Source organism: Pseudoalteromonas sp. DL-6 (genome assembly GCF_004328665.1).
Classification (GTDB): Bacteria; Pseudomonadota; Gammaproteobacteria; order Enterobacterales; family Alteromonadaceae; genus Pseudoalteromonas.
Window position 1 is genome coordinate 1,464,420 of sequence record NZ_CP019770.1, and the last position, 25,532, is coordinate 1,489,951.

Annotated in this window: 22 protein-coding genes; 13 read left to right on the forward strand and 9 right to left on the reverse strand. The window is 39.6% G+C overall.

All coding sequences use genetic code 11. The annotated features are described in order from the left end of the window. Nucleotides 1-334 precede the first annotated feature (334 nt). From edd to gap, 3 genes are read left to right on the forward strand one after another with little or no spacing between them, the layout of a single operon-like run. Complete coding sequence (gene edd, locus B1F84_RS06755) at nt 335-2,185, forward strand: phosphogluconate dehydratase (protein WP_131691909.1); 1,851 nt, start codon at nt 335-337, stop codon at nt 2,183-2,185. 33 nt (nt 2,186-2,218) lie between these two features. Then, nucleotides 2,219-2,851, forward strand: a complete 633-nt coding sequence (gene eda, locus B1F84_RS06760; protein WP_054200836.1) for a bifunctional 4-hydroxy-2-oxoglutarate aldolase/2-dehydro-3-deoxy-phosphogluconate aldolase — start codon at nt 2,219-2,221, stop codon at nt 2,849-2,851. Continuing rightward, nucleotides 2,848-3,852, forward strand: a complete 1,005-nt coding sequence (gene gap / locus B1F84_RS06765; RefSeq protein WP_131690959.1) for a type I glyceraldehyde-3-phosphate dehydrogenase — start codon at nt 2,848-2,850, stop codon at nt 3,850-3,852. The genes eda and gap overlap by 4 nt, the downstream gene beginning before the upstream one ends. A gap of 283 nt (nt 3,853-4,135) precedes the next feature. On the opposite strand, the gene B1F84_RS06770 is transcribed toward gap, so the two are convergent. Beyond that, a complete protein-coding gene (locus tag B1F84_RS06770; protein ID WP_131690960.1) occupies nt 4,136-4,645 on the reverse strand; it encodes a hypothetical protein in 510 nt (169 codons plus the stop codon). Between the two features lie 184 nt (nt 4,646-4,829). After that, nucleotides 4,830-5,384, reverse strand: a complete 555-nt coding sequence (locus tag B1F84_RS06775; RefSeq protein WP_131690961.1) for a hypothetical protein — start codon at nt 5,382-5,384, stop codon at nt 4,830-4,832. Between the two features lie 223 nt (nt 5,385-5,607). Here B1F84_RS06775 and B1F84_RS06780 point away from each other — a divergent pair, with 223 nt between their 5' ends. Then, the gene (locus tag B1F84_RS06780; RefSeq protein ID WP_131691910.1) at nt 5,608-6,732 is read left to right on the forward strand and encodes a sterol desaturase family protein; all 1,125 of its coding nucleotides are present in this window, start codon (nt 5,608-5,610) and stop codon (nt 6,730-6,732) included. A 44-nt stretch (nt 6,733-6,776) separates the two neighbouring features. On the opposite strand, the gene B1F84_RS06785 is transcribed toward B1F84_RS06780, so the two are convergent. The 4 genes from B1F84_RS06785 to B1F84_RS06800 form a co-directional block, all read right to left on the reverse strand. Continuing rightward, complete coding sequence (locus B1F84_RS06785) at nt 6,777-8,054, reverse strand: protein kinase (protein ID WP_131690962.1); 1,278 nt, start codon at nt 8,052-8,054, stop codon at nt 6,777-6,779. Nucleotides 8,055-8,176: 122 nt separating this feature from the next. Next, nucleotides 8,177-8,890 carry a YebC/PmpR family DNA-binding transcriptional regulator gene (locus tag B1F84_RS06790; protein ID WP_131690963.1) on the reverse strand — a complete coding sequence of 238 codons (714 nt, stop codon included), beginning with the start codon at nt 8,888-8,890 and terminating at the stop codon, nt 8,177-8,179. A gap of 164 nt (nt 8,891-9,054) precedes the next feature. Further along, the gene (locus B1F84_RS06795) at nt 9,055-11,133 is read right to left on the reverse strand and encodes a M13 family metallopeptidase (protein ID WP_131690964.1); all 2,079 of its coding nucleotides are present in this window, start codon (nt 11,131-11,133) and stop codon (nt 9,055-9,057) included. 187 nt (nt 11,134-11,320) lie between these two features. After that, nucleotides 11,321-13,111: an ABC transporter ATP-binding protein/permease gene (locus tag B1F84_RS06800; protein WP_205988845.1), complete on the reverse strand. Its 1,791-nt coding sequence runs from the start codon at nt 13,109-13,111 to the stop codon at nt 11,321-11,323. Nucleotides 13,112-13,224: 113 nt separating this feature from the next. On the opposite strand from B1F84_RS06800, the gene B1F84_RS06805 reads away from it, so the two are divergent. From B1F84_RS06805 to B1F84_RS06825, 5 genes are all read left to right on the forward strand, one after another. After that, complete coding sequence (locus tag B1F84_RS06805; protein WP_131690965.1) at nt 13,225-13,686, forward strand: hypothetical protein; 462 nt, start codon at nt 13,225-13,227, stop codon at nt 13,684-13,686. Between the two features lie 108 nt (nt 13,687-13,794). Further along, nucleotides 13,795-15,633: a protein translocase subunit SecD gene (gene secD, locus B1F84_RS06810; RefSeq protein WP_131690966.1), complete on the forward strand. Its 1,839-nt coding sequence runs from the start codon at nt 13,795-13,797 to the stop codon at nt 15,631-15,633. Continuing rightward, nucleotides 15,626-16,555 (forward strand): protein translocase subunit SecF, encoded by a 930-nt coding sequence (secF, locus tag B1F84_RS06815; RefSeq protein WP_131690967.1) that lies wholly within the window; start codon nt 15,626-15,628, stop codon nt 16,553-16,555. The genes secD and secF overlap by 8 nt, the downstream gene beginning before the upstream one ends. 265 nt (nt 16,556-16,820) lie before the next feature. Further along, nucleotides 16,821-17,297, forward strand: a complete 477-nt coding sequence (locus B1F84_RS06820) for a GreA/GreB family elongation factor (protein WP_131690968.1) — start codon at nt 16,821-16,823, stop codon at nt 17,295-17,297. Between the two features lie 104 nt (nt 17,298-17,401). Further along, nucleotides 17,402-17,953: a hypothetical protein gene (locus B1F84_RS06825; protein ID WP_131690969.1), complete on the forward strand. Its 552-nt coding sequence runs from the start codon at nt 17,402-17,404 to the stop codon at nt 17,951-17,953. Between the two features lie 28 nt (nt 17,954-17,981). Here B1F84_RS06825 and B1F84_RS06830 read toward each other — a convergent pair whose 3' ends face one another. Beyond that, a complete protein-coding gene (locus tag B1F84_RS06830; protein ID WP_076920245.1) occupies nt 17,982-18,317 on the reverse strand; it encodes a zinc ribbon domain-containing protein YjdM in 336 nt (111 codons plus the stop codon). Between the two features lie 572 nt (nt 18,318-18,889). Here B1F84_RS06830 and B1F84_RS06835 point away from each other — a divergent pair. From B1F84_RS06835 to B1F84_RS06845, 3 genes are read left to right on the forward strand one after another with little or no spacing between them, the layout of a single operon-like run. After that, on the forward strand, nt 18,890-20,284 hold the full coding sequence (locus tag B1F84_RS06835) for a RimK family protein (protein WP_131690970.1): 1,395 nt from the start codon (nt 18,890-18,892) through the stop codon (nt 20,282-20,284). Continuing rightward, nucleotides 20,284-21,435 (forward strand): GNAT family N-acetyltransferase/peptidase C39 family protein, encoded by a 1,152-nt coding sequence (locus B1F84_RS06840; protein ID WP_131690971.1) that lies wholly within the window; start codon nt 20,284-20,286, stop codon nt 21,433-21,435. Before B1F84_RS06835 ends, B1F84_RS06840 begins: the two co-directional genes overlap by 1 nt. Before the next feature lie 13 nt (nt 21,436-21,448). Then, entirely contained in the window at nt 21,449-21,961 is a 513-nt protein-coding gene (locus B1F84_RS06845) for an MgtC/SapB family protein (RefSeq protein WP_131690972.1), read from the forward strand. A gap of 13 nt (nt 21,962-21,974) precedes the next feature. On the opposite strand, the gene B1F84_RS06850 is transcribed toward B1F84_RS06845, so the two are convergent. Next, the gene (locus B1F84_RS06850; protein ID WP_131690973.1) at nt 21,975-23,204 is read right to left on the reverse strand and encodes an EAL domain-containing protein; all 1,230 of its coding nucleotides are present in this window, start codon (nt 23,202-23,204) and stop codon (nt 21,975-21,977) included. Nucleotides 23,205-23,432: 228 nt separating this feature from the next. Here B1F84_RS06850 and B1F84_RS06855 point away from each other — a divergent pair, with 228 nt between their 5' ends. Continuing rightward, complete coding sequence (locus B1F84_RS06855; protein WP_131690974.1) at nt 23,433-24,479, forward strand: GGDEF domain-containing protein; 1,047 nt, start codon at nt 23,433-23,435, stop codon at nt 24,477-24,479. On the opposite strand, the gene B1F84_RS06860 is transcribed toward B1F84_RS06855, so the two are convergent. After that, a complete protein-coding gene (locus B1F84_RS06860) occupies nt 24,468-25,478 on the reverse strand; it encodes a helix-turn-helix domain-containing protein (RefSeq protein WP_131690975.1) in 1,011 nt (336 codons plus the stop codon). The genes B1F84_RS06855 and B1F84_RS06860 overlap by 12 nt on opposite strands. Nucleotides 25,479-25,532 lie beyond the last annotated feature (54 nt).

Consider the following 25,532-nt stretch of genomic DNA (forward strand, 5'->3'; position numbering starts at 1 on the left):
GATTTTTCACAGTAGCCCGAGTATGAGTGACGCTTACTCGGGCTTTTTTTTATCTGCATTTTTAATCTTCATTATTTGCCGCTGATATTTCATTAAAAATTCACGTTTATTTATTGTACATGTTAAAAAAATGACTATTTTTATTACTCAGGGTTGACACCGGTGTCAGTGTCATGCGTTAATACCCTGACACCGGTGTCAGGGTTGTTGTGAGAGGCTCCCTGGTAGCGTACCTTTGAACGGGTAAGTCAAAGATGCTCAGTACAGTTATTTTCGTGGAGTCTATAATTGTTACTGAGCCTTTATCCTCTAACGAATAGAGATGAGTAAAATTATGTTGCACCCTCGAATTCAAGAAGTCACAGAACGCGTTATTGAGCGCAGTAAACAAACCCGTCAAGCCTATTTAGATCGTATTTCGCACGCAAAAAAACAAACAAGAGTTCGTGCTGGTTTAGGCTGTGGCAATATCGCCCATGTTATGGCTGCGTGCAGCAGCGACGACAAAGCGCGTTTAAAAGCAGATGAGGTGCCAAACCTTGCAATTATTAATTCATACAATGACATGTTATCTGCACATGTGCCTTACAAAGAATACCCAGATTTAATTAAAAGCATTGCCACTAAATTTGACGCGACCGCGCAAGTTGCTGGCGGTGTACCTGCGATGTGTGATGGCGTTACCCAAGGGCGTGACGGCATGGAGCTATCGCTGTTTTCTCGTGACGTGATTGCTATGTCTACTGCGGTATCGTTATCGCATGACGTGTTTGATGGTGTGTTTTGTTTAGGTGTATGTGACAAAATTGTCCCAGGCCTATTAATTGGTGCTTTATCATTTGGCCACTTACCTGTGTACTTTTTACCAGCAGGGCCAATGCAGTCAGGTATTCCAAATAAAGACAAAGCACGTATTCGTCAAAAGTTTGCACAAGGCTTAGTGTCTCGTGAAGAGCTATTAGAGGCAGAAAGTGCATCTTACCATAGCGCTGGTACCTGTACCTTTTATGGCACTGCAAATTCAAACCAAATGCTAATGGAAATTATGGGCTTACACCTTCCAGGTAGCTCGTTTATCAATCCATACACAGAATTGCGCGATGGCTTAACCGGTAATGCTGTTGAAACCATGCTTAAGCAGCTTACAGAAAACAAAGATGGCCCGTGTTTAGCGGATGTGATCAGCGAAAAAACCATTATTAATGGTCTCGTTGGTTTGCTATCAACTGGTGGCTCAACTAATCATGCAATCCATATTGTGGCAATTGCAAAAGCAGCTGGTATTCAGGTTACGTGGAAAGACATGTCTGATTTATCAGCAGTTGTACCATTACTGACGCGTATTTACCCTAATGGCTCAGCTGATGTGAACCATTTCCAAGCAGCCGGTGGTATGGGCTTTTTAATGCGTGAATTAGCAGGTGCTGGTTACCTACATACAGATGTGATGACTATTTTAGGCGAAGGTCTTGCACCTTACATGTGTGAGCCGCTACTCGATAAAGACGATAACCTAATTATGAGTGATGCCAATGGCCCAAGCAAAGTTAAATGGGTTGCGTGTCCAGAAAACTCACATGATGAAGAAGTACTTCGCCCTGTGAGTAATCCATTTAGTAAGCAAGGGGGTTTACAGCTATTAACGGGCAACTTAGGTAAAGCCGTTATTAAAGTCTCTGCTGTTGCAGAGTCTCATCAAGTGGTGTCGGCACCGGCTAAAGTATTTAGCTCACAAGGTGAGTTACAAGATGCTTATAGCCGTGGCGAACTTAACCAAGATTTTATTGCTGTACTTAAAGAGCAAGGGCCAAAAGCCAAAGGCATGCCTGAGCTTCATAAGCTCACACCGGTAATGGCCACATTACAAGATCAGGGCTATAAAGTGGCTATTGTTACCGACGGTCGTATGTCGGGCGCATCAGGTAAAGTACCTGCAGCAATTCACTTAGCACCTGAAGCGGTTGAAGGCGGTATTATTGCTAAAATTCATGAAGGCGATGTGGTGACACTAGATGCACCTAATGGCATTTTGAAACTACACGTAAGCGATGAAGAGCTTGCACAGCGTGAGCTACAAATTAGCCAAGCAAGCCAAACATTTGGTACAGGCCGTGAATTATTTACTGGATTTAGAAATATCGTAAGCAGTGCCGATTTAGGTGCAAGTGCTTTTGGACTTGAATAATAATTAGCCATATTGGGTAATGAGGAACAAGTAATGAGTATTGAAAAAATCTTAGCATCGGCACCGGTTGTGCCAGTGGTGGTAATCGAAAAACTAGAAGATGCCGCACCACTTGCAAGAGCGTTGTACAACGGTGGCTTAAAAGCACTTGAAATTACACTACGTACACCAATTGCTGCACAAGCTGTAAAGTTAATGAAAGCTGAAGTACCAGAGGCCTATGTAGGTACTGGCACTGTGGTTGATAAAGCAAGCTTTAACGCGTCAGTAGAAGCGGGCGCTGACTTTATGGTGAGCCCAGGCGTAAGCGATGAACTATTAGCATTGGCAAAAGAGTCAAGTATTCCTTTTTTACCCGGTGCAGCAACCCCAAGCGAAGTGATGAACTTAGCAGCGCACGGCTTTAAATTTTTAAAGTTTTTTCCTGCAGAAGCCGCAGGCGGAACTGCGATGATTAAGTCGATTGGCGGCCCATTACCTGATATTACTTTTTGTCCAACCGGTGGCATTAGTTTAGCTACTGCGCCTAATTACTTAGCACTTAACAATGTTATTTGTGTAGGTGGTACGTGGATGTTAGACAAACAACTTATTGAAAATAAAGACTGGCAAGCTATTGAAACGCTTGCTCGCCAAGCATGTGAAGTTAATAGGAGTCAAAAATGATTAATGTAGCAATTAATGGCTACGGCCGTATCGGTCGTAATGTATTGCGTGCACTGTATGAATCAGCGCAAAATAATGAAATTAAAATTGTAGCTATTAACGATTTAGCGCCAGCCAATGTAAATGCTCATCTGACTCAGTTTGACTCAGTGCATGGTCGTTTTTCACAGCAAGTAACGCTAAAAGACAACACCATGCTAATTGGCGATGATGTGATCACGCTAACGCAAGAACGTGACCCTGCTAATTTACCGTGGAAAGCACTAAACGTTGATATCGTGCTTGAATGTACGGGTTTATTTACTTCTCGCGAAGCAGCTAATAAACATATTGAAGCGGGTGCCAAAAAAGTAGTGGTATCGGCTCCTGGTACTGATATGGATGCAACGGTAGTACACGGTGTAAATAGCGATGTAATTAATGCCGATAGCAACATTATTTCTAATGCTTCATGTACAACCAATTGTTTAGCGCCTGTTGCTAAAGCGATTAACGATACAGTAGGAATTGAACAAGGTAGCATGACCACCATTCATGCTTACACTAACGACCAAAATTTATCTGATGTATACCACCCAGATTTATACCGTGCGCGTAGTGCAACTCAATCTATGATCCCAACTAAAACGGGCGCTGCAAAAGCGGTTGGTTTAGTACTGCCTGAGCTGGCAGGTAAATTAGATGGTATGGCGGTACGTGTACCTACAATTAATGTTTCTTTAGTTGATTTAACGTTTATTGCTAAACGTGACACAACCATTGAAGAAATTAACCAAGTGGTTAAAGCAGCCTCAGAAGGGCCAATGAAAGGTATTTTAGAGTACAACGAGCTGCCGCTTGTTTCTATCGACTTTAACCATAACCCAGCCTCATCTATTTTTGATGCAACGCAAACACGTGCTGATGGTAAATTAGTTAAAGTAATGGCGTGGTACGACAACGAATGGGGTTTCTCAAACCGCATGTTAGATCAAGTTAAAGCGCTGGGTGCCTATTTATAAATTTTCCGTGTAGTTAATTTAGCTTTATCCAGCCAAGCCACGCATTGCGTGGCTTTTTTTGTTGTCGTGAACCTAAATATAAGCTGAGAGGAATAAATGCTAAAACCTAAAAAGAAATATATAAGGCTATTTTTTCCATATCTTAAAAAGAATTCGACATACTAAAATTGGAAATACACTTACGAGTCCATAAAACATAGCTTGCCTAGTATCAGCTGAAGATGAAAACCAGTGATAAGTCATTGCAATAAATATAAATAGATAAATGAGTAAATTAAGTAGTTTATTCATTTTTATAATCGCAAACATTTTTAATTTGAGCTGAGATTTTGGTTAACTCATTCATAACTTTTGATATATTCGCAGATTTGATATTTGTCGATATAATTGTTTTCAAAAAATAATTATTCAAGTTGCTATTGATTTGAATTAAAAATAAATCGAAAGTATCGCTTTGCTGAAATACCGCTTTAATTATCCTTTGGTGTCCATGTAATATTTTTATATCAGTCATAACTTCAGTCTCATAAAAAAGCATATCTTCTAAAGTGTTTTTTTGATATGAATTTAAAATGCTTTTGTAGATTGATACTGGTTTATTACTAAGATCAATATCACTTTCCAAAAGCCTATTTTCTCTTAATGGCCAAATACTCAAATTATATGATGTTTTTTCTGAAGTTATTTGTTCAGAATATAAAGGTACTTTGTGAGAGTTATAGTTACATTTAGCGTATGCATTATCGAGATAAAAAATGCTAAGAAATAAAGCTATTAGGATTCTTACACTCATTTTATTGGCTTATTCTCTTCTGTCTTTAAACAAGACAGATAATTTAAGTAAATAAAAATAACCACTAACGAACTAAAAAATACAATGTCTTCTTGGAGATTATTCATTGTAAAATTCCACGCTAGAAGCATCAACATGGTCATACAAAATGTTAATAGTATGTGAGCAGTAAAAGTTTTCATGATTAAGGTTGAATATTTATTGTTCTAATTGAGCTTCGACGTTGAATTTCATTATTTACTTTTGATAGCTCTGATTTATTAAATAATACAGTACCCCAAATGACGAGAGTAACGACTCCACCTTTGGTCACTTTTCTATTACTCCAAAGCTTTACTAATAAATCCTTTCCACTTAAAGCCGAGGCTCCAACACCAATATATGATGCAAAGTTATCAACTTGACTATGAAAATACTGATCAGCTATAAGTTCTTCCGTTGTAAAAGACCATATGCCCCAATCCTTATTAACGAATGTAGGCTCAACAGCTATTGATATAAGCTTCGCTTTTAACGCCCCATTTGGTACGGATCTAATTAAGGTCATTGCTTCTATTTTTTGATGACGGTCTAAGTGCCTATAAAGAATTGCACCACATATAGCCTCCACTTCATTTTGACCACCATCTTTGACTAAGGAGAAAGGTATTTTAACTATATTTGAAAGTATTCTGAGTTGCTCATTTAAGTTGTTTGGTAAATCGTATGGAAGATTACTAATAGAAAATGATGATGACATTTTTATTCCTTTAAAAATATAATATAAAGAAATGTTACTTAATAATACATGTTAGGTCAACAGCCAAAATCAAATTAAAACAACTACTCTACTTTTTTGTACAAAATATCCGAATGGTAGTAATTAATGAGTAGTTTCTATTTGTAAGGGAAAATAATCTTAGGATTTTAGCATTTAGTAGCGAATATTCTATTCTAGCGAAAAATTGAAAAAGTATAATTCAATACTTAGTCATATACTCCGCCGCTTATTTCGTACCAGCCTCCTGCAAATTGGTGATGGTAATATCAGCGGTTATATTGCTTGCTTTTTAGCAATATTAAGTTGCTTAGGAGTGCTTGCATTCCACTTCCCTGAATATTTAACGACTCCAGAATTGCGTAAAAGTTATAGCGTCGAGTTTTTACGTCAACTTATGTTTGTTGCCCTTATTATTTCAGGAAGCCTGGATTTACTTAATTTTGTACGAAATACCAATAAGCGCTTGGGGGCGACTGCGTGGTTTTTTATTGTACTAGCAATTGGCTTTGGCGGCCCGAATGTTGAAGTGAATGACTTTGCAGATAACACCCCTTATATTGGCTTAGATTGGTTTATATTAGACTTATTAGGCTCAACCTTAATTTTTATTTTAATTGAAAAACTGCTTCCGCATCGAAAAGAGCAAAAAATACTGCGTAGTGAATGGCGCGGGGATTTAAACCACTTCTTTGTTAATCACTTAATAGTGGGCTTTGTATTACTGGTTACTAATCATTTTGTTCATTATGGTTTTGGTTGGGCGGTTTCGAGCACACTGCAAGCTTACATAGCGCAAATGCCGTTTATACTACAGCTATTTTTAATTATTTTGGTGGCTGATTTAATGCAGTATTGGACGCATCGTGCGTATCACGAAGTGCCATTTATGTGGCGATTTCATGGTGTGCATCACAGTGCCAAAGAAATGGATTGGCTCGCAGGCTCTCGTCAGCATATTTTAGAAATACTGATCACTCGTAGTTTAGTGTTAACCCCTATATTTGTGCTGGGGTTTTCACAGCAAATAATTAGCTTATATGTAATTATTGTTGGTTTTCAAGCCGTATTTAATCATGCTAACGTGAATGTAAAATTTGGGTGGTTAAAATATTTTATGGTTACTCCGCAGTTTCACCATTGGCATCACGCATTCGATAAAGCTGCCATTGATCGAAATTATGCAGCCCATTTCTCGTTTTTAGATTATTTATTTGGTACTGCGGTAAAAGGCCAAGCAGAGTGGCCTAAAGAATATGGTGTTGTCGGGGACTACATGCCTGTAGGTATGCTAAAGCAACAAGTTTACCCGTTTAAAAAACAAAAATAGTCTGTAGTTTTAGATTGCGGCCATAAGATCCATGGCCGCAGCAATCATAAAAAGTCAGCTAATACTCTAAGCGTTGGCCGCTGTGCAACATTTTCGCTCATGCATAGCTGCGAAATATGTTGTAAGTGCATTACTTCAGCACTTTGCTCGTGGCAGGTGGTAAGTAAATCCTCAATTAAACACCCTAAAGCGCGCACTTCTATTAATTGCATTTGTTGACGTTGATAATCACTCAGCATAGTAAGATCAGTAGCTGCGCCAAAATCACCAAACAGAACCCTTGCTTGCGGGTTTACCATAGTATTGTGCGCATAAATGTCACCATGGCTTATATTGTGTTGGTGCAAGTGTGCCACAGTACTAACCATTTGCTTTGTAATGCTATAAATTGTATCGGCAGAGTAATGGCAATCGCTTTCAAATGTATCACGAGTACAGGTATCAAGGCTGGGAGGTAAGCCTAGATTCGTAAAGCTTGAATCAATTAACTCCATCACTAAACCAAGCTGCTGCTGTTGTTCAATGTAAGCCAGTACTTTAATTAAGTTTGGATGCTCAAGCGCTTGCAAGCAGCAATTAACTTCATCCAGCGGATAACCATCGCTTGTAATACTCCCTTTAAATAACTTAACAGCAACCGGCTCTTTATTTGTTGAATAAGCAAGATGAATAATTCCTGATGCGCCTTGGCCTATTACTTTACTGAGCGAGTAGTCACTCAGTGGTTTATTGGTTAAATTTGATTGGGTAAGGCACTGTGATTTATTAAAGCAATTACCTGCAAATGCAAGCCAAGTAAGCTTAGGAAGTTCAAATAGCCAATCATCAACATGAGTTAATTGATTTGCAGAGAGCCTAATTAGTTCTAAGTTATGGCAGTTTGCCATGCTTGTTGGTAGAGCACTGAGTTGGTTACCTGCCAAAGCCAGCTTTTTAAGCGCAGTGTATTGGCCAAATGTTGCAGGCAGTTTGGCTATTTTATTATCTGTAAGAATAAGCCATTCAATCGCTTTAGGCAGGCTGTTATCTGCAAACTCAGTTATTTGGTTACCTTTAAAGGCAACCATGATAAGAGCGGGGCACTTAGCGAGTATTTTAGGTATATGGTTAAACTGATTAAACGACAAAAACAGTCGTTTTAATTTTGTTAAGCAAGCAAATTCATCAGGTAAATCAGATAAATTGTTATTTGATAAATCCAAGACTTCAAGGGTATCGGCAAGAGTGAAAATTTCTTCTGGAAAGTCAGTGAGGTTTTCAGCCAATTGTAAGTGACTAACACCAGTTAAGGCACCGGTACGCAGCTTTGTCAGGGTATTCAAAATTAACTAATCCATTTTACATAAAACAAAAAGGCCAACTAAGTTGACCTTTAAACATTATTTGATCTGAACTCTGCTTGAAACAGATTTATTATTCGAAGTTCAGGTTGTTCGCTTAACGATTAAAATTGAGCGTTATGGTACACGTTTTGTACGTCATCACAATCTTCAAGCATGGCTAAAAAGCGCTCCATAACTTCAACGTCTTCGCCTTCAATAGGGGCTTCAACTTGAGGTACAAAGGCAATTAAGTCTTCGTCAAATTCTGTAACACCTATTTCTTCAAGTGCTGTGCGGGTATTGTTGTATTCAGTGTGCGGTGCAAATACGGTCACTTTGCCGTCTTCTACTTCAACGTCGGTAACATCAACATCTGCCATCATCAGTGCTTCAAGTACGGTTTCATCGTCGTCACCGTCAAACACAAAAATAGCAAGGTGATCAAATAAGTGTGAAACTGAGTTTTGTGCGCCAATTTTAGCGTTTGCTTTGGTAAAACATACACGTACATCAGCAAAAGTACGTTTGTTGTTGTCGGTTAAACAGTCAACAATAATCATACAGTTACCTGGCCCGTAGCCTTCGTAACGCGTGGCTGCATAGTCTTCACCGCCGCCACCTTTGGCTTTATCAATAGCACGTTCAATTACGTGAGCCGGTACTTGGTCTTTTTTAGCGCGTTCAATTAAACGACGTAGTGCTAGATTGCCGTCTGGATCAACACCGCCATTTTTAGCACAAATATAAATTTCTTTACCGTATTTAGAATAAACTTTAGTTTTAGCACCCGCAGTTTTAGCCATTGAATCTTTTTTGTTTTGGTAAGCTCTTCCCATCTGCGTTTCGCCTTAATATGTATAAATAATTGAAAAAATTTGCAAGCCCATATTCTAAAGGTAAATACGGGGTAGGGCTAGTAAGTATTGTTAGTAGCCAAAAATAAAACAACCCGCATAAGCGGGCTGTTTATTCGTTACAAACGATGAACGTTTGTCAGGTATTACCAAATACGAACGCGTTCTTCTTCTGGTAGGTATAACTCATCGCCTGGTTTTACATCAAATGCTTTATACCAAGCATCATGGTTACGAGGCGCTTGTGCTCTAAAGCGACCTGGTGCGTGTGTACCACCACGTAATTGGTTTAACATACTTTGCTCAGTACGTTTTTCTTTCCATACTTGTGCCCATGCTAAGAAGAAACGTTGATCGCCGGTTACACCGTCAATTACCGGTGCTTCTTTACCATTTAAGCTTAGTTTGTAAGCATGATAAGCCATGGCTAAACCACCCACATCACCAATATTTTCACCTAAACTGTTGCGGCCATTTACAAAGTTACCTGGAATTGGCTCATATTTGCTGTACTGAGCCGCCAGTTTGTCAGCTTTAGCATCAAAAGCAGCACGATCTTCATCAGTCCACCAGTTACGTTGAATGCCGTTAGCGTCAGATTTTGAGCCTTGATCATCAAAGCCATGGCCCATCTCATGGCCAATTACAGCGCCAATGCCACCGTAGTTTACTGCTGGATCTGCATTTGGATCGAAAAACGGCGGTTGTAGTATAGCGGCAGGGAATACAATTTCGTTAAACGAACTATTGTAGTAAGCATTAACACGTTGTGGTGTCATGCCCCAACGATTACGGTCGGTCTTTTTCAGCTCTTTTTCTACACTTTCAGCTTGGAAAAACTCACGCATATTTTTTACATTAGCCATTAAGTCATTTTTGCTAATGCTTAAGCCTTCATACGATTGCCATTCATCTGGGTAACCAATTTTTGGCACAAACGCCGCTAATTTTGCACGCGCATTTACTTTTGTTTCTGCGCCCATCCAATCTAAGTTATCAATACGCTCACCAAGTGCTGTGCGTAAGTTTTCAACAAGCTCTGACATTTGTTGCTTAGATGACTCAGGGAAATAACGATCTACGTAAATTTTGCCAATTGCAAAGCCCAATGAGCTAGTGCCAGACATTTGGCTGATAGCGCGTTTCCAGCGTGGACGTGGCTCTTGTTGACCATTTAACTCTTTTCCATAAAAGGCAAAGCTAGTGTTAAATATTTCTTCAGATAATAGTCGTGAGTTACCATTAATCGCATGATATGTAAGGTAGTCTTTCCATACGCTTAAATCTTCGTTATTGATTAAGTCAATCATGGCTTTAACAGGTTCAGGCTGCGATACATTTAATTGTGGTACTTTATAACCTGTTTGTGCAAAGTATAAATCCCAGTTAAATCCTGGGTATTGCGCACTTAACTCATCGCGTTTTACTTGGTTTAGGGTTAAATCACGATTACGGCGTTTTTCACGTGGCCAATGACCTTCTGCAATTTTGGTTTCAAGCGCTAAAATCGCTTGTGCACGCTCTGTGGTATTATCAACCCCTGCAAATTTAAGCATATCGGCAATATGTGCAACATACGCTTCACGGGTTTTTACAAAACGTTCTGCATCTTCAAGGTAGTAAGAACGATCAGGTAAGCCTAAGCCACCTGCACCTAATGACATTTCGTATTTATTGGGATCTAAACGGTTAAACCACATACCGCCACCAAGTGGTGCACTTACACCCGTAAGCCAAGATTGGCCAAATACTTTTGCCAAATCATCAGTAGAGGCAACCGAATTGATGTCGTTAAGCAACGGCTTAATTGGCGTGATACCAAGCTTGTTAAGCGTCTCAGTATCCATGTACGAGTTATAAAAGTCAGCGACCAGTTGCTCTTCGGCGTTTAAGTTTTCACGTGCTGCAATTTCTTCAATAATTTCTTTAACGCGATCTTCACTGCGCTCAGCTAGCGCAGAGAATGCACCATAGCGGGTTTTATCTGCTGGCATTTCATAGTTGTCGTACCATGAACCACTGGCGTACATGAAGAAATCGTCGCCTGGCTTTACAGCTTCGTTACGCGCAGTTAAATCAACCCCAAACGTGCCTAATTCGGCTTGCTCTGTTACTTGTGGTTTTTCTGCAACTGCTGCTACTTGCTCAGTTTTTGTTGTTTGTGGCTCAGAACAGCCAGTAATAAATGTGGCAGCGAGCGCCGCTGCAATTAAACTCTTTTTCATTATTTTCCCCTATGAATTCACGTTATTTAATTCGTTATATTTTTGTTATAAAAATAGCTACTTGATTGTATTGATAACTTCACTGCAAACAAACCTTTTGAGGTGAATAACCGTACCGGTCGATAAGATGAATGAAATACTAGTAAAATAGCACTCAGATACTTAAATTGTACCCGAGTGGCTTAGTTTATTGCGCTTTGGACTGTTTTTGTTGCAAGGTCCACATATGAGCATATTCACCATTTTGCATGAGTAATTCATCATGTTTACCTTGCTCTACCACTTCTCCGGCCTTAAGCACTATAATAGTATCGGCATCGGTAATTGTTGATAAGCGGTGCGCAATAACAATACTGGTGTGGTTAGAGGCTACTTCTCGCATAGCGTTTAATATGGCCTGCTCAGATTGTGAGTCGAGCGCGGAAGTGGCTTCGTCAAAAATTAAAATCGGCGATTGCTTTAAAATAGCGCGAGCAATAGCAATACGTTGTTTTTCGCCGCCAGAGACTTTTAGTCCGCGTTCACCGACTAAGGTTTTATCGCCTTTATCTAGGCTATTAATAAAGTCTGTTAGATGCGCCATGTTTATGGCTTTGTTTACTTCATCTTCACTGGCGCTAGGTCTGCCATAGTGAATATTTTCGCGTATGCTGGTATTAAATAACACAGTATCTTGCGGCACTATGGCAATAGTTTTACGCAAACTTGCCAAGGTGACTGTGTTTATGGCTTGATTATCAATTTTTATAGCGCCTGATGAAAGTTCATAAAAACGATATAACAAGCGGGCTAACGAACTTTTACCTGCGCCACTAGCACCTACAACCGCTACCTTAGCACCAGGGTTTACATGAAAACTGACGTTCTTAAGAATAGGGCGTTTACTATCGTAGCTAAAGCTGACATTTTCAAAGCTAATTGCCCCATTTTTGAGTGCTAATGGTTGCGCGGTTTCGCTATCTGCTACTTTGGGTGAGGTATTTAATAACCCAAGCATGTTTTCAAGGTCGGTAAGGGCACGGCGTATTTCACGGTACACAAATCCCAAAAAGTTAAGCGGTAAAAAGAGTTGAATCATATACGCATTGATCATTACCAGCTCACCAATGGTTAACTCGCCGGTAACAACTTCATTAGCGCCAAGCCACATTAATGCGGTTATGGCACACGCAATGATCAGCGCTTGCCCTGAATTAAGCGCCAATAACGAGAGTCTATTTTTTAATCGAGCTTGTTCCCAGGTTGCTAAAAATGTGTCGTAAGTTTTGGCTTCATACTGTTCATTATTAAAGTACTTTACGGTTTCGTAATTTAATAGGCTGTCGATGGCGCGGGTATTACTTTGGTTGTCGGCAGCGTTTGACTCACGAATAAAGCGGTTTCGCCATTGGGTAACCGTCACGGTAAAAAAGATATAAATAGCAACAGCAAGTAGGGTGATTAACGCGAACCAAATAGAAAACAAGGTGCCAAAAATAATCGCTACGGTCATTATTTCAAACAACGTGGGCACAATATTAAACATTAAAAAACGCATTAAAAAGCTTAAGCCACTGGTGCCGCGCTCTATGTCTCGACTTATACCGCCAGTTTGTCTGTCTAAATGAAAGGCTAAATCTAGCGAGTGCAAATGTTTAAACACTTTAAGGCCAATATCTCGCATGGCATGCTCGGTGACTCGCGAAAATACTGCATCGCGTACTTCACCCAAAAATACGCTAGCAAATCGCAATGCGCCGTACATAACGAGTAATAAAGTAGGAACGAGTAGTAGTGGGTTAATTGATTTATCAACCGCATCAATTATTTCCTTTAAAGCCCATGGCATGAGTAATGTCGCCCCTTTAGCACCGACTAGCGCTAATATGGCAATCAGCACACGGCCTTTAAATTTAGTGATATAAGGCCAAAGAGTTTGAATGCTTTGTTTTAAATTCATGGCGTCGGGGCGTTTTACTGAACTTTGTCTGGAGCGCATCGAGGATCTCAGTATTTGTTTTTATATAAATTAATTAGCTTAAGAACTGCTATTGTATTTTAATTAGCTGCCCTTATATACTAGCTATCCTTTATTTTAGTTTTAAATGACCAATGTTTAAATTTCGCGTTTTTTTAGCTACTTGCTTGTTTTTTGCTGCACTCTTTAGTGTGCAAAGCCATGCTATGGGCGTAAAGCACGAATTAAACAGTAACCAAAGCAGTTATAGCGATGTTATTAATGTTGACCATTTAACTAACATTTCCGTACCTACAAAATCGCTTGGCGATTTACAGCATAAAAACTCAAAGCATTCTGATTTTGATGCGCATCAACCTAGGCTAACAGCCAATAACTCATTTTTATTTTTACATAGTGCGCAGGGCGATCCTGAATACGATGTAGTGCATGAGTTTTTTGCCCTAAATGGGTGTAGGCATATTTTTTTGCGACCGCAAGCAATCACTATAAATCAGCCTTGGTATACCTGGGTATTTAAAAGTAAAAAGTCGCGCTTGAGCGGCTGGAAAGACGCTAACCTGTTATACACCGCTGTAACTACCTACCACGCTTAAAGTTTCTTATTTAATGTTAATTGGTTTTAACGCATCGCGTTTTGACCTGCAGATTAATTGTGCCTAATAGGTACGTTACTGGGCTATGCCGAGTAATAAGGAATAACTATGTTAAGTCTAAAAAAAGAGAAAAAGCCATTTAAGGCTAAGTTTAAATTGAGCTATGTAGCCATGCTGATTGTATTAGTGTTACTAGCAATAAGCGCCTTACCTAATTTATATCCCAATAAGTCATGGTTGCATATTAGTGCAGCTTCTGATGTTAAAACGCAAGTAATGCCAAGTACTGAGAACCTAGTTAGCTTTTTAAATAGCCAAGGTTTCGAAGTGAGTGAAAGTTTAAAAGACCCAGCACATATTAATGTACTTTTAAATACGCCTACACAAAGTGCGCAGGCTCAAGCGGCTTTAAAATCAAACTTTCCAAATGCACAGGTTAAAATTGTTGAACATGCAACCAGCCCTATTTGGTTACAAGAGTTTGGCTTATCGCCTATAAAACTGGGTCTTGATTTAAACGGCGGGGTATTGTTTGTACTTGATGTTGATTTAGATAAAGCCATTGATGAGCAATTGCTCAGTGCATATCAACAAACAAAAGCCATTATTGTTAAACAAAAAGCCTATGGCGTTAAAGCGCAGCAGACTAATCAGGGCTTTGAAATAAGTGCGCTTGAGAATGCTGGCGATAAGCTAACAGTTGTCATAAAAGAGCTTAAAAGCCGTTTTGAAAACCTCACTACAACCACATCAACTAATGGCAACTTACAGGTCGTTAAAATTAGCTATTCTGAGCAAGGGCGCAGCGCATTTGATAAAGAAGTGATGAGCCAAACACTCACCACACTTCGCTCACGTATTGAAGAGCTCGGTATAACTGAGGCCGTTACACAGCGCCAAGGTAAGCAGCGCATTCGTATTGAGCTACCTGGCGTGCAAGATCCAGCTGAAGCAAAACGCATAATTGGTGCAACCGCGTCATTGGGGTTTTATCAACTTAAAGAGAGAGGCGGGCAAACGTTTAATTTGCAATCGGGAGGGACTATTAAGCTCGACCCTGTACCTATATTTACCGGTGAGCATATTAATAACGCTAATATAGGCCGTGATGACTGGGGTAAACCTTTGGTACAACTGAGCTTAGATGGCCAAGGTGGCGATGCTATGTCGGCTTTTTCAAAGGCGAATATAGGCAAACCGATGGCAACGCTTTATTCAGAGTATTCACAAAATGCTAAAGGTGAAGTGGTTAAAAAAAGCGAAGTCATTAATGTGGCGAACATTGCCCAGCATTTAAGCTCGCGGTTTAGTATAACCAATATGCAAAGCCAGCAAGCGGCTGCCGATTTAGCGCTGTTACTGCGTGCGGGATCGCTTACTGCGCCCGTAACTATAGTGCATGAGCAAACTATTGGTCCAAGCCTTGGCCAAGACAATATTAATAATGGATTAGCAGCGTTAATGTTAGGTATGGGTTTAACACTTGCGTTTATGGCGCTGTGGTACCGCCGTTTAGGGCTTATTGCAAATGTTGCGTTAATTTTAAACTTAACCTCTTTAGTGGGGTTAATGTCGTTATTACCGGGAGTGGTTTTAACCCTTCCTGGCATTGCAGGCTTAGTGTTAACCATAGGGATGGCGGTTGATACTAACGTGATTATATTTGAGCGTATAAAAGAAGAGCGCCGCAAAGGACGTCCTCCATATCAAGCGATACAAGAGGGCTATAAACAGGCAGCGAATACTATTTTAGATGCCAATATTACCACGATGATCACCGCGATTATTTTATATGGCATAGGTTATGGCCCGGTAAAAGGCTTTGCTATAACGCTGGCGCTAGGACTTATTACATCGGTATTTACTGGTGTGTATGTATCGAAGTATTTAAGCCAAAGCTTATATTTAAAGCTGGGTAAAAAAGCAGGAGTAAACGCGCATGCTTAACACTTTTTTAGAATGTGAGGCAGGGTCTCGTATACGTTATACAGGCATGCTGATCAGTGCTATGTTTGTGTTGTTATCGGTATTCACCATTGCACAAAAAGGGCTCAACTTTGGCCTTGATTTTACGGGTGGATATTTAACAGAGTTCACCACCAGCCAAGGTGTTGAACTAAAACAGCTTGAGCAATTTATTGCTAAAAACCACCAAGGTGAATTTGAACTAACAGCACAGGGCAATAATCATTTTCAATTAACACAAGGCCCCATTAATACAGGCAATAACGATGACTGGAAAACGGCCATTAGCCAAAACCCTGCTATAAATGCTGAAGTTTTATCATCGGCTTATATTGGCTCTCAAGTGGGTGATGAACTATTTGAACAAGGCTGCTTAGCATTATTTGCTGCTATGGTTGCGGTAATGATTTATTTAGCTGTTCGTTTTGAATGGCGTTTGGCATTAGGCTCTGTGGTGGCTTTATTACATGACTTGGTGCTAGTGGTTGGCTTATTTGCATGGTTACAAATAGAGTTTAACCTAACCGTTTTAGCCAGTTTGTTGGCGATTATTGGCTACTCACTAAATGACTCAATAATAGTGGGTGACAGGGTGCGCGAGCTGTTGCGCATACCAACAAACATCACACTCAAACCAAGCAGTATTATCAACAGTGCTATCAAAAGCACCTTAACTCGTACGCTTATTACCTCCGGGACTACGCTCGCAACGGTGGCCAGTGTTTGGCTGTTAGCAGGTGCGCCGCTTCAGGGATTTGCAATTGCTCTGTTTGCAGGAATAGTCGTAGGCACGTTATCGTCCATTTGTATTGCTGCAACATTACCCGAGCTACTTGGGTTAAGTGTTAAAAACTACGATAAGCAAGTGGATCAGCAAACGCAGGCATTAATGGATATGCCATAGGCTTAAATTAGCATTGTTGTTACTCAGCAAAGGGATAGTGTTCGATGTAGCAACAATGCTAATACCAACCTGCATAAATATTTGAACAATTTAACGAATTAAATTCCCCTATAACGTTGTTAAAATTTTTTCATTTAGAACAACTAGATGTCAAAAATTTTGCCTAGTTATAGAGCAATTTTCTTATCGTTAAAATAGGTCCCATATCCAAGTAGATTGGTATAAAATAGCAAATTATTTTTACCGAATTGAGTGAATTCTCCAAATGAATAAAGCCCATGTTACTGAGCACCTGCGTTTTGCATTAGATGAGCAACTAAACACTGCAAAAATTGCAGCTCAAACAGCCCACGATACCGCTACTCATGAAGAAAGTATTGCAGAAACCCAATACGACACCCTCGGGCTTGAAGCTGCCTATTTAGCACAAGGTCACGCAGAGCGAGTTAATGAGTGCTATAAAGAAATACAACTATTTGAAGCCATATACAACGAACCCGTTACAGGCACCATCGCTATAAGCTCATTAGTATGTTTAGAAGACGATGCCGGCACACAAAAATGGTTTTATTTAGGCCCAGCAGCTGGTGGATTAACCGTTGATATTAAAGGCACAACTATTCAAGTACTTACCTCTGGTGCCCCTTTAGGGCAACAGTTATTAGGTAAACAAGTCGATGATGAAGTTAACTTAACTATCGGCGATGTAAAACATAGTTACGATGTGGTTAAAGTGCTTTGAATGTAGTATTTATTTGTCTCTTACTCTGAGGCGCAGCATCTCGTAGGCCTCTTTGTTAAATTATTGCCTAAAACTTATAGAATAAAATTAAAGATGAGCCGTTTATGAACTTAGTATTGGTCAGTGATATTTTTGGTAATACAGCGGCTTTAAAAGCATTAGCTGAAAAACTAAACGCTCAGTCTATTGTCGATCCCTATGGCGGGGTTGATATGGCGTTTAACTGTGAACAGCAGGCCTATGAGTATTTTAGCCAGCATATTGGCCTTGATGAGTATGTAGCTATTTTACAAAAAGCGATTAAACCACTCGCTGGCAACACTATATTGATAGGTTTTAGTGTTGGCGCATCGGCAATTTGGTCAATGTCTGCACACCCGGCGATTAAAACGATAGCTAAGGGCATTTGTTTTTACAGCTCACAAATTAGGCACCATACAGATATACAACCACAATTTGAGATTGAACTCATATTTCCGTATTATGAGCCGCACTTTGATGTTAAATCACTACAGGTGGAGCTTGCAACAAAGGCTAATGTTAACGTAAAGCATGTTGATTACTTACATGGTTTTATGAACCCACACTCAAGTGATTTTAATCAGAATGCCTACGATCAAACATTAGCTGCGCTATCTAAAGAACTAAAAAATTAGCAGTTAAGCGTTATTACTTTCTGTAATTTCATGCTTTTTTCACAAACTTGGCCGTTACCATCATTTCGCCAATACCATCGACTTTACAATCTAGCTGGTGATCTTTTTTATCAAGCACACGTCTAACTACCGCTTTCGTGCCAATTTTTATAACCTGAGAACTGCCTTTAATTTTTAAATCTTTGGCTACGGTTACTTTGTCACCATCGGCTAGTAAAGTGCCGTTTGCATCTTTTACCAAAATAGCGTCTTCATCGCTTGTATTATTTGGGTTCCATTCATAAGCACATTCTGGGCATATAAGCAGCTGTTGGTCTTCGTAAACGTATTCACATTGGCATTTAGGACAAGCGGGAAGAGACATAATGATCACTTTTAGTATTAAATTTTGGCTATTTTAAAACACAAATTAGCAATAAAAAAGTTCATCAAAAATTTTTATCTTTACGCTAAAAATATCTCGTTTGTGCGTATCTAAAAAAGGGCTTATAAAGCAAGTGTCGCTTAAGCAATTTAAGCGCTAACGTTTATAGTAGATATTCGTTAAAGCACCTATCGTATTAAGTGATTTGCTAAATGCTGCACTTAGTGCGATAGGTGTTTCTATTTGCTGTTTAACTACCTGAGCTAACTAGCCAGGGATTTTTATATTTTGACTCAGGGCCTGTTGACCTTTGCGGATTAAAATTTGTTCAAACTAGGGGCGGTTTAATCGCGGCGTGAGGCTTGTAACCTAGTGGACTAAGTCAAAGCCGAGCAACAAAGAGTAAATCGCCTCTAGGCAGAACCCTACGGGCAGCGCCTGTTTGGCATTGATGCTGCGTTATCGCCTATTTATGTGGAGAAAACCACACCACATAGGCTCCGCCTTGCCTAAATACCAAACAGACTGCTGCAAATTTAACCTTTAAAGGTCAGCAGACCCCAGGAAAAGTCGTGTTTAAAACCTTAATTGTGGTTGATAACAATGAGCAAGCACTTGCTCTTTCATTTGAAAATGTAATTACATTTGACACCTATTTACGAGATTACCCCAAACGTAACGAACCTAAAACCCGCATTATTAATTTATGCGACTCAAGCCAATACTTGAGTAAGGGTTATTATTGTTCTTTGCTTGCAGAAGCCCGCAAACACCAAGTATTACCAAGCGTTAAAACAATAAACGCGCTTAGAAGTGGACAAGCACCTATTTTAAATACTGGGCATATTGATGGCGCAGTATATTTTGGTAATGCTCTAAACGAATTACAAGGTAAAGCGGCTAAATCGGTATTTAAACAATACCCAGCGCCTATTTTATTTGTCGATCAGCAAGGTTTATTGCAACAAGGCTCTTTAACCTCATTAAGTGAGCAACAATATGCTGCGTTTATTGAAAAGCTCAATGAGTTTACCCAAACGCAATGGCGTATTGGTAAAGTAGAGCGCCGTTTTCGTTGGGATATGGCGATATTGGTTGATCATAACGAAAAAGTACCGCCAAGTGATAAAGATGCAATAGCCCGTTTTATAAAAGCAGCAGCGAAACATGGTATTAACGCAAAAGCACTCAGCTTTGATGAAATAGACAATATTGCCCAGTTTGATGCATTATTTATTCGCCAAACTACAGCAATTGACCACCCAACCTACCGGCTTGCAAGTAAAGCGCAAAGCCTCGGGTTAGTGGTAATTGACGATGCTGAATCTATTTTACGTTGTTGTAATAAAGTGTACTTACATGATGCATTCAATTATCAAAAAGTACCGAGTTTAAAAACAGTAGTAGTGGCTGATAAATCAAGCGATACCATTGAGCAATTAGAAGCTGCATTTACTTATCCGCTGGTATTAAAAATGCCAGAAGGGTCGTTTTCAAAAGGCGTTTATAAAGTTGCTAATCGTGATGAATTAGAAGCTAAGCTTAGTGAATTATTCGCACTGAGTGCGCTGGTATTGGCACAAGAGTACATGTACACCGAATACGATTGGCGCGTAGGGGTACTTAATGGTCGTGCTATTTATGCATGTCGTTATTTAATGGCGCGTAACCATTGGCAAATATACAACCATGACGCTAAGCGGTTTTTTTCCGGTGGCTTTGAAACGTTACCTACCTTTGAGTTACCAAAAGCCGTGTTAGACGCTGCTTTAAAGGCCTGCAAAACAGTGGGTAAAGGTTTATACGGTGTAGACGTAAAAGAGCACCAAGGTCGTGCGTATGTATTGGAAGTAAACGACAATCCAAGCATTGATCACAAAGTAGAAGATGGTTACTTAGGTGACGAGCTATACATGATCATTATGGATGAGTTTAAACAGCGTTTAGAAGCACGAGGCCGCGGCTAATGCCTATTGCTCTGGCTGAAAAAGTAATAATGGCAGAGGCGACTAAGCTAGTTATTCGCCCTGCAATAACCTCTGACTTAAAGGCGTTGGTGGCGCTTGAAAATACTTGCTTTAGTAACGATAAGCTAAGTGCGCGAAGTTTAAAGCGCTGGCTTGGGGCTAAACATGGGATTTTATTAGTTGCTGAGCAAAATGCGCAACTATGTGGCTATGGTTTAGTGTGGTGCCATAAAGGCACGCGTTTAGCGCGTTTGTATTCGTTAGCCGTATTACCAACGATGCAGGGCAAGGGGATAGCCAAAAAATTACTCAATGCGCTTGAAAAAGCGACCAGTGAGCGTGGACGTATTTATTTACGCCTAGAAGTTGCAGTAAATAACGACAGCGCCATTGGGCTTTATAAAAGTGTGGGGTATCGCGTATTTGGTCAATACAGTGATTATTATGACGATCACAGTGATGCCTTACGCATGCAAAAAAATATTCGCCAAACCAGTGAGTTGCAGGTTGAGCGTTTAACGCCATGGTATCAGCAAACCACCGAGTTTACCTGTGGTCCTGCTGCGTTATTAATGGCAATGGCTGCTCTTGACTCAAACACAGAGCTGAGTCAGTCACATGAATTAGCTTTGTGGCGTGAAGGCACCACTATTTTTATGACCTCTGGACATGGCGGGTGTCACCCGTTTGGTTTAGCACTGGCTGCAAATAAACGCGGTTTTACAAGTGAGGTAATTGTTAATACATCTGAACCATTATTTTTAGATGGGGTTCGCAGTGATAACAAAAAAACAGTATTGGCCACGGTTCATCAACAGTTTGTTGAAGGTATTGCAGCGGCAAATATTTCAGTTACACAAAAAGATGTTGAATTAACTGACATAGAAAACTGGTTGAGTCAGGGATTTAGTGTGTTGCTGTTAATTAGTACCTATCGGTTTGATGGTAAAAAATCACCGCACTGGGTGTGTGTAACCCATTTAGATGCACATTGTGTTTACGTACATGACCCATTTTGCGAGCCTGGTAATGACAACCAGCTAGCAATAGATTGTCAGTATGTACCAATTGCACGCAGCGACTTTAGTAAAATGTCGGTATTTGGTAGCCAAAGGCTCAGAACGGCAGTTGCTATTGGAAAAGTAAAATAGATTAGGATATTAAGTGACATTTTTAGATTTTATCGATGTAGCGCCATATTCATGGGCAGCCATCGGCACCGCTGCTTTTTGTGGCGCTATTATTGGTATAGAACGCCAATTGCGCGGCAAACCCGTAGGTATTCGCACATCTGCGTTAATAACCTTAGGTACATATTTGTTTTTATCAACGGCATTTAACTTACAGGGAGATGTGATTGATCATTCTCGAGTAGTGGGGCAAATAATCACGGGTATTGGCTTTTTAGGCGCAGGCGTTATGCTGGCAAAAGATGGTGCCGTGGTAGGGGTTACATCCGCTGCCACTATTTGGGTGCTCGCGTCTATTGGGGTGATGATAGCAACCGAAAACCTAGGTGCTGCAATTAAGCTTTCTATACTGGTGGTTGGTATTTTATATGGTGTTGATGTGCTCGAAGCTAAGTTTAAAAGTCTCAGCAAAGGTGTGCACGCTAAAGTAAAAAGTTATCATAAACGTTATTATCGAAAAGACAGTATAGATACCGAACGCCACTAAATAGTGGCGTTTTTTATGCTGGTAGAGTTGCGTTTAGTAAACTAAGTGCATCGTTAATTGCTGCGGGGCGGCCAATAAAATAACCTTGCACACTATCTACATTGAGCTTTCTTAACGAGTTGAGTTCTTCTTCGGTTTCAATTCCTTCGGCAACGATGGTGCAGTCGATTGCTTTTGCAAACCCGCACAGTGCTTTGGCCAGCAAAAATTTTCGATCGTCAGTGTTTATGTTTTGAGTGAGGCTGATATCTAATTTAATAATGTCGGCTTCAAGCTCTAATATGTGCTGAAACGATGAAAAGCCTGCGCCTACATCATCAATAGCTAAGCGAAGCCCTCTGTTTCTAAGCGGCGTAAGTGCAGCTCGCATTTTTTCGTAGTCTGAGATTGGCGAATGCTCGGTGATCTCTAACACCAGCCTGGTGCAGTCACTTTGTTGTAATGTATGTTCAAGTGCACCGCTTAGAATATGCGAAGGTGAGCAATTAATGGCAATGTAAATTGTATCATTTAATTGTGCCATGTCTTTGACTGCATTTTTAATGGCTAGCATTTCTAATGCTTCATTTAAGCCAACCTTACTTGCTTCTTTAAACCATATATCAGGGGTTTTATAAGGAGTGGTAAAAAACCGAGCAAGTGATTCAAAACCCGCAATTTTATTATGGCGTAGACTATAAATAGGCTGGAAATACATACTAATATCATTATCGCTAATAATTTGCTGAATAACTGATTTGGTATGAGTGTGCGATACACTTTTGGATAAGTTTTTTTCAATTAAGTCCGTCGCTATTTCAGAAATAATATTTAAAAACGATAAATCGCGATCGTTTAAACTCTCATCATGATGTGATTTATAACAACAAAACGTGCCATACAGTTTGCCGTTCGACAGGTTGATAGGAACACCTATATAAGCGCCTATACCTAACTTTTTGGTCACCGGCATAGCCTTGGTTATAGGGTTAGCTTTGGTATTAGTAATAATTGGACTGAGCTTTTCATCGGTGATTTTTTGGCAATACGTTTCATTAATTGGATCGGCATTGCCCACTTTAACAATTTGGTTTTCAGAGGGGTTATCAACCACTTTAAAAACCCGCTCATCGTTAATAAATTCAGATATAAAAGCAACATCCATATCTAAATGTTTGCGTACCAACGCGAGTAAGTTAGTTAGTTTAGCCTCAATGGATGTGTTGTTTTGTTGATCGACAAGTAGATTGGTAAATTTATCCATTGTGCTATCTCCCTGTTGTAATTTCACCACGCCTAATAGCTAATACTATAATTTATATGTATAAAAATATCTAATTAATAACTGCATCAATCTGTGTTCACTCATATTTAAACTCAAGCTAGCTGTATATAAGTAGGCTCAGCTATAAGTTGTAGTTATTATCTATTTTGTTAATGCTAGGTTAATATGCGTGAGATTTATGGAAAGTAATAATTTAGAGGGATATTAATGCATCAGCATTCATTTGATAAAACAGACGAAGTGAGACTCATTGTATTTAAAAATATGAGTCTAATTATCTCAGTGGTTGCACTGATAGTGGCTTATATCAATATTTTTATAAATAAAAACATTGCTTTAGGTTTTATTGAACTGGCATTGGCTATTTTTTGTATTTTTACCTATCAACAAATACTAACAAAGCGTTCTAAGTTGTGGCATCGTTACGCTGTTATCTATACTTACTTTGTGGTGGTGCTGCTTGCAATCGCAGTCATTAAATTAGACACAGGTATATCACATTGGCTGTGTACCTTTCCTGTATTGGTTTATTTATTATTTGGAAAGAAACAAGGCTTAATCAGCAGTTTTAGTTTATTGCTTGCCGTGTTACTCATTTTTTATATTATTGATAAAACGGTAACTCAGGTAAATTTCAAACTCATTACCAATGTATCTCTTACTTATATTATTGTATGGGGTATTTCTCACGTATTTGAATCAATGCGGGCCTCTAATCAAGAGGAAATTATTAATCTGGCACTTCGTGATACGTTAACTCAAGCTTACAACCGCCGTGCTTTTAAAAGTCATTTTGATAAGCATATCGACTTTTCAAAGCCCTATTGTTTTGCTTTAGGGGATCTCGATTTTTTTAAAAAAGTAAATGATGAGTATGGCCACGACGCTGGTGATGCAGTACTAGTGCAATTAACCCAGTTATTTAAAACACATTTGGGTGATGAGCATGTTTACCGCTTTGGTGGTGAAGAATTTACATTAGTAGTAAATAATGATCTAGAGACGGCGATCACCGTAATGAATAAATTAAGAATTGATATAGAAAATCATCAATTTACTTATTTGCAAAGCACATTAAATATCACCATTAGTCTAGGCTTGGTCGACATTGAAGCACGTGAGCATACTAACCTAAGTGATATTTTAAGGTTAGCCGACAACTATCTGTATTTAGCAAAACAGAATGGTCGAAACTGTATAGTGAACGGCCGAACTAAAATATCAAACGAGTGTAGAGAAGTATTAACCAAATAACTTTCGTCTGACTACTTTTCTGTATTCACTGGGTGTTTGGCGTAATACTTTTTTAAATACTCGGGTTAAATGCCCTTGGTCGTTGTAACCAACCTCTAGTGCAACCTCTTGAATTGACAAGTTAGAAGAAGCCAATAAATCTTTAGCGCCTTCTACTCGTAGCTGTTGCCAATACTCGATGGGGCTTTGGTTGGTGGCACTTCTAAATCGACGGGTAAAGGTGCGATAACTTAAACTAAATTGAGCTGCCACTTGTTGTAAATTAAGTTCACTGGCTAAATTTGTTTTTAACCAAAATTGTATTTGTGCAATCAGTTCATCAGGGTGCCTATCTACTGCTCCCTCTAAATAACGTTGATCTTCGTAGGGTTTACGAATTTCATGGGAAAAGTTGCGCTCTACATGTTGCGCCGCTTCTTTACCGTAATATTGACTAATAATATGCACGATAACATCAGCAAGTGCATTTAAACTGGCTACGGTATACATACGCTCTGACTGAGTGATAAAAAAATCCGGTTTTAAACTTACATTAGGGTAGTCATGCTTAAACTGCTTAGCATAATGCCAATGCGTAGTTGCGGGGTGGCCGTCAAGTAAACTAGCCTCTGCGACAAAGCAATTACCTGTGCCTACTCCAATTATATGACTTCCTACAGTAAAGCTCTCGCTCAACCAAGTGACTAATTGTTGATTAGTGCGAATCACTGGGCGTGGGTTACGCCAAATGCCTGGCACAATCACTAAATCGCAATAAGGTGAATTTTCGCTAGTACAATCAGGAATAATCGATAGTCCAGTTCGCGTCTTAATGGCATCACTATTTTTAGCCACTAAATGAATAGCCAGAGGTTTAAAGCTGTTTTTATCACTATGGCCTTTAGCAAATGCTTCGCCGGCACTTAGCATTTCAATCGGTAGTGTAAGACTGGTTACCAGCAAGTGTTCAAACACCGCAATACCAATATTAATGGGAGGGGGTAATGGGTTATTGCTCATTATGAATGCTCCGACCAGTTGTTTTTGGCCTTTTATGCCGCTTATTTGGCTATT

What these genes read in the sequence shown, in the direction of transcription:
- edd (WP_131691909.1), top strand. Translation starts at nt 335, where the DNA reads ATGTTGCACCCTCGAATTCAAGAAGTCACAGAACGCGTTATTGAGCGC.
- eda (WP_054200836.1), top strand. Translation starts at nt 2,219, where the DNA reads ATGAGTATTGAAAAAATCTTAGCATCGGCACCGGTTGTGCCAGTGGTG.
- gap (WP_131690959.1), top strand. Translation starts at nt 2,848, where the DNA reads ATGATTAATGTAGCAATTAATGGCTACGGCCGTATCGGTCGTAATGTA.
- B1F84_RS06770 (WP_131690960.1), bottom strand. Translation starts at nt 4,645, where the DNA reads ATGAGTGTAAGAATCCTAATAGCTTTATTTCTTAGCATTTTTTATCTC.
- B1F84_RS06775 (WP_131690961.1), bottom strand. Translation starts at nt 5,384, where the DNA reads ATGTCATCATCATTTTCTATTAGTAATCTTCCATACGATTTACCAAAC.
- B1F84_RS06790 (WP_131690963.1), bottom strand. Translation starts at nt 8,890, where the DNA reads ATGGGAAGAGCTTACCAAAACAAAAAAGATTCAATGGCTAAAACTGCG.
- B1F84_RS06795 (WP_131690964.1), bottom strand. Translation starts at nt 11,133, where the DNA reads ATGAAAAAGAGTTTAATTGCAGCGGCGCTCGCTGCCACATTTATTACT.
- B1F84_RS06800 (WP_205988845.1), bottom strand. Translation starts at nt 13,111, where the DNA reads ATGCGCTCCAGACAAAGTTCAGTAAAACGCCCCGACGCCATGAATTTA.
- B1F84_RS06805 (WP_131690965.1), top strand. Translation starts at nt 13,225, where the DNA reads ATGTTTAAATTTCGCGTTTTTTTAGCTACTTGCTTGTTTTTTGCTGCA.
- secD (WP_131690966.1), top strand. Translation starts at nt 13,795, where the DNA reads ATGTTAAGTCTAAAAAAAGAGAAAAAGCCATTTAAGGCTAAGTTTAAA.
- secF (WP_131690967.1), top strand. Translation starts at nt 15,626, where the DNA reads ATGCTTAACACTTTTTTAGAATGTGAGGCAGGGTCTCGTATACGTTAT.
- B1F84_RS06820 (WP_131690968.1), top strand. Translation starts at nt 16,821, where the DNA reads ATGAATAAAGCCCATGTTACTGAGCACCTGCGTTTTGCATTAGATGAG.
- B1F84_RS06825 (WP_131690969.1), top strand. Translation starts at nt 17,402, where the DNA reads ATGAACTTAGTATTGGTCAGTGATATTTTTGGTAATACAGCGGCTTTA.
- B1F84_RS06830 (WP_076920245.1), bottom strand. Translation starts at nt 18,317, where the DNA reads ATGTCTCTTCCCGCTTGTCCTAAATGCCAATGTGAATACGTTTACGAA.
- B1F84_RS06840 (WP_131690971.1), top strand. Translation starts at nt 20,284, where the DNA reads ATGCCTATTGCTCTGGCTGAAAAAGTAATAATGGCAGAGGCGACTAAG.
- B1F84_RS06850 (WP_131690973.1), bottom strand. Translation starts at nt 23,204, where the DNA reads ATGGATAAATTTACCAATCTACTTGTCGATCAACAAAACAACACATCC.
- B1F84_RS06855 (WP_131690974.1), top strand. Translation starts at nt 23,433, where the DNA reads ATGCATCAGCATTCATTTGATAAAACAGACGAAGTGAGACTCATTGTA.
- B1F84_RS06860 (WP_131690975.1), bottom strand. Translation starts at nt 25,478, where the DNA reads ATGAGCAATAACCCATTACCCCCTCCCATTAATATTGGTATTGCGGTG.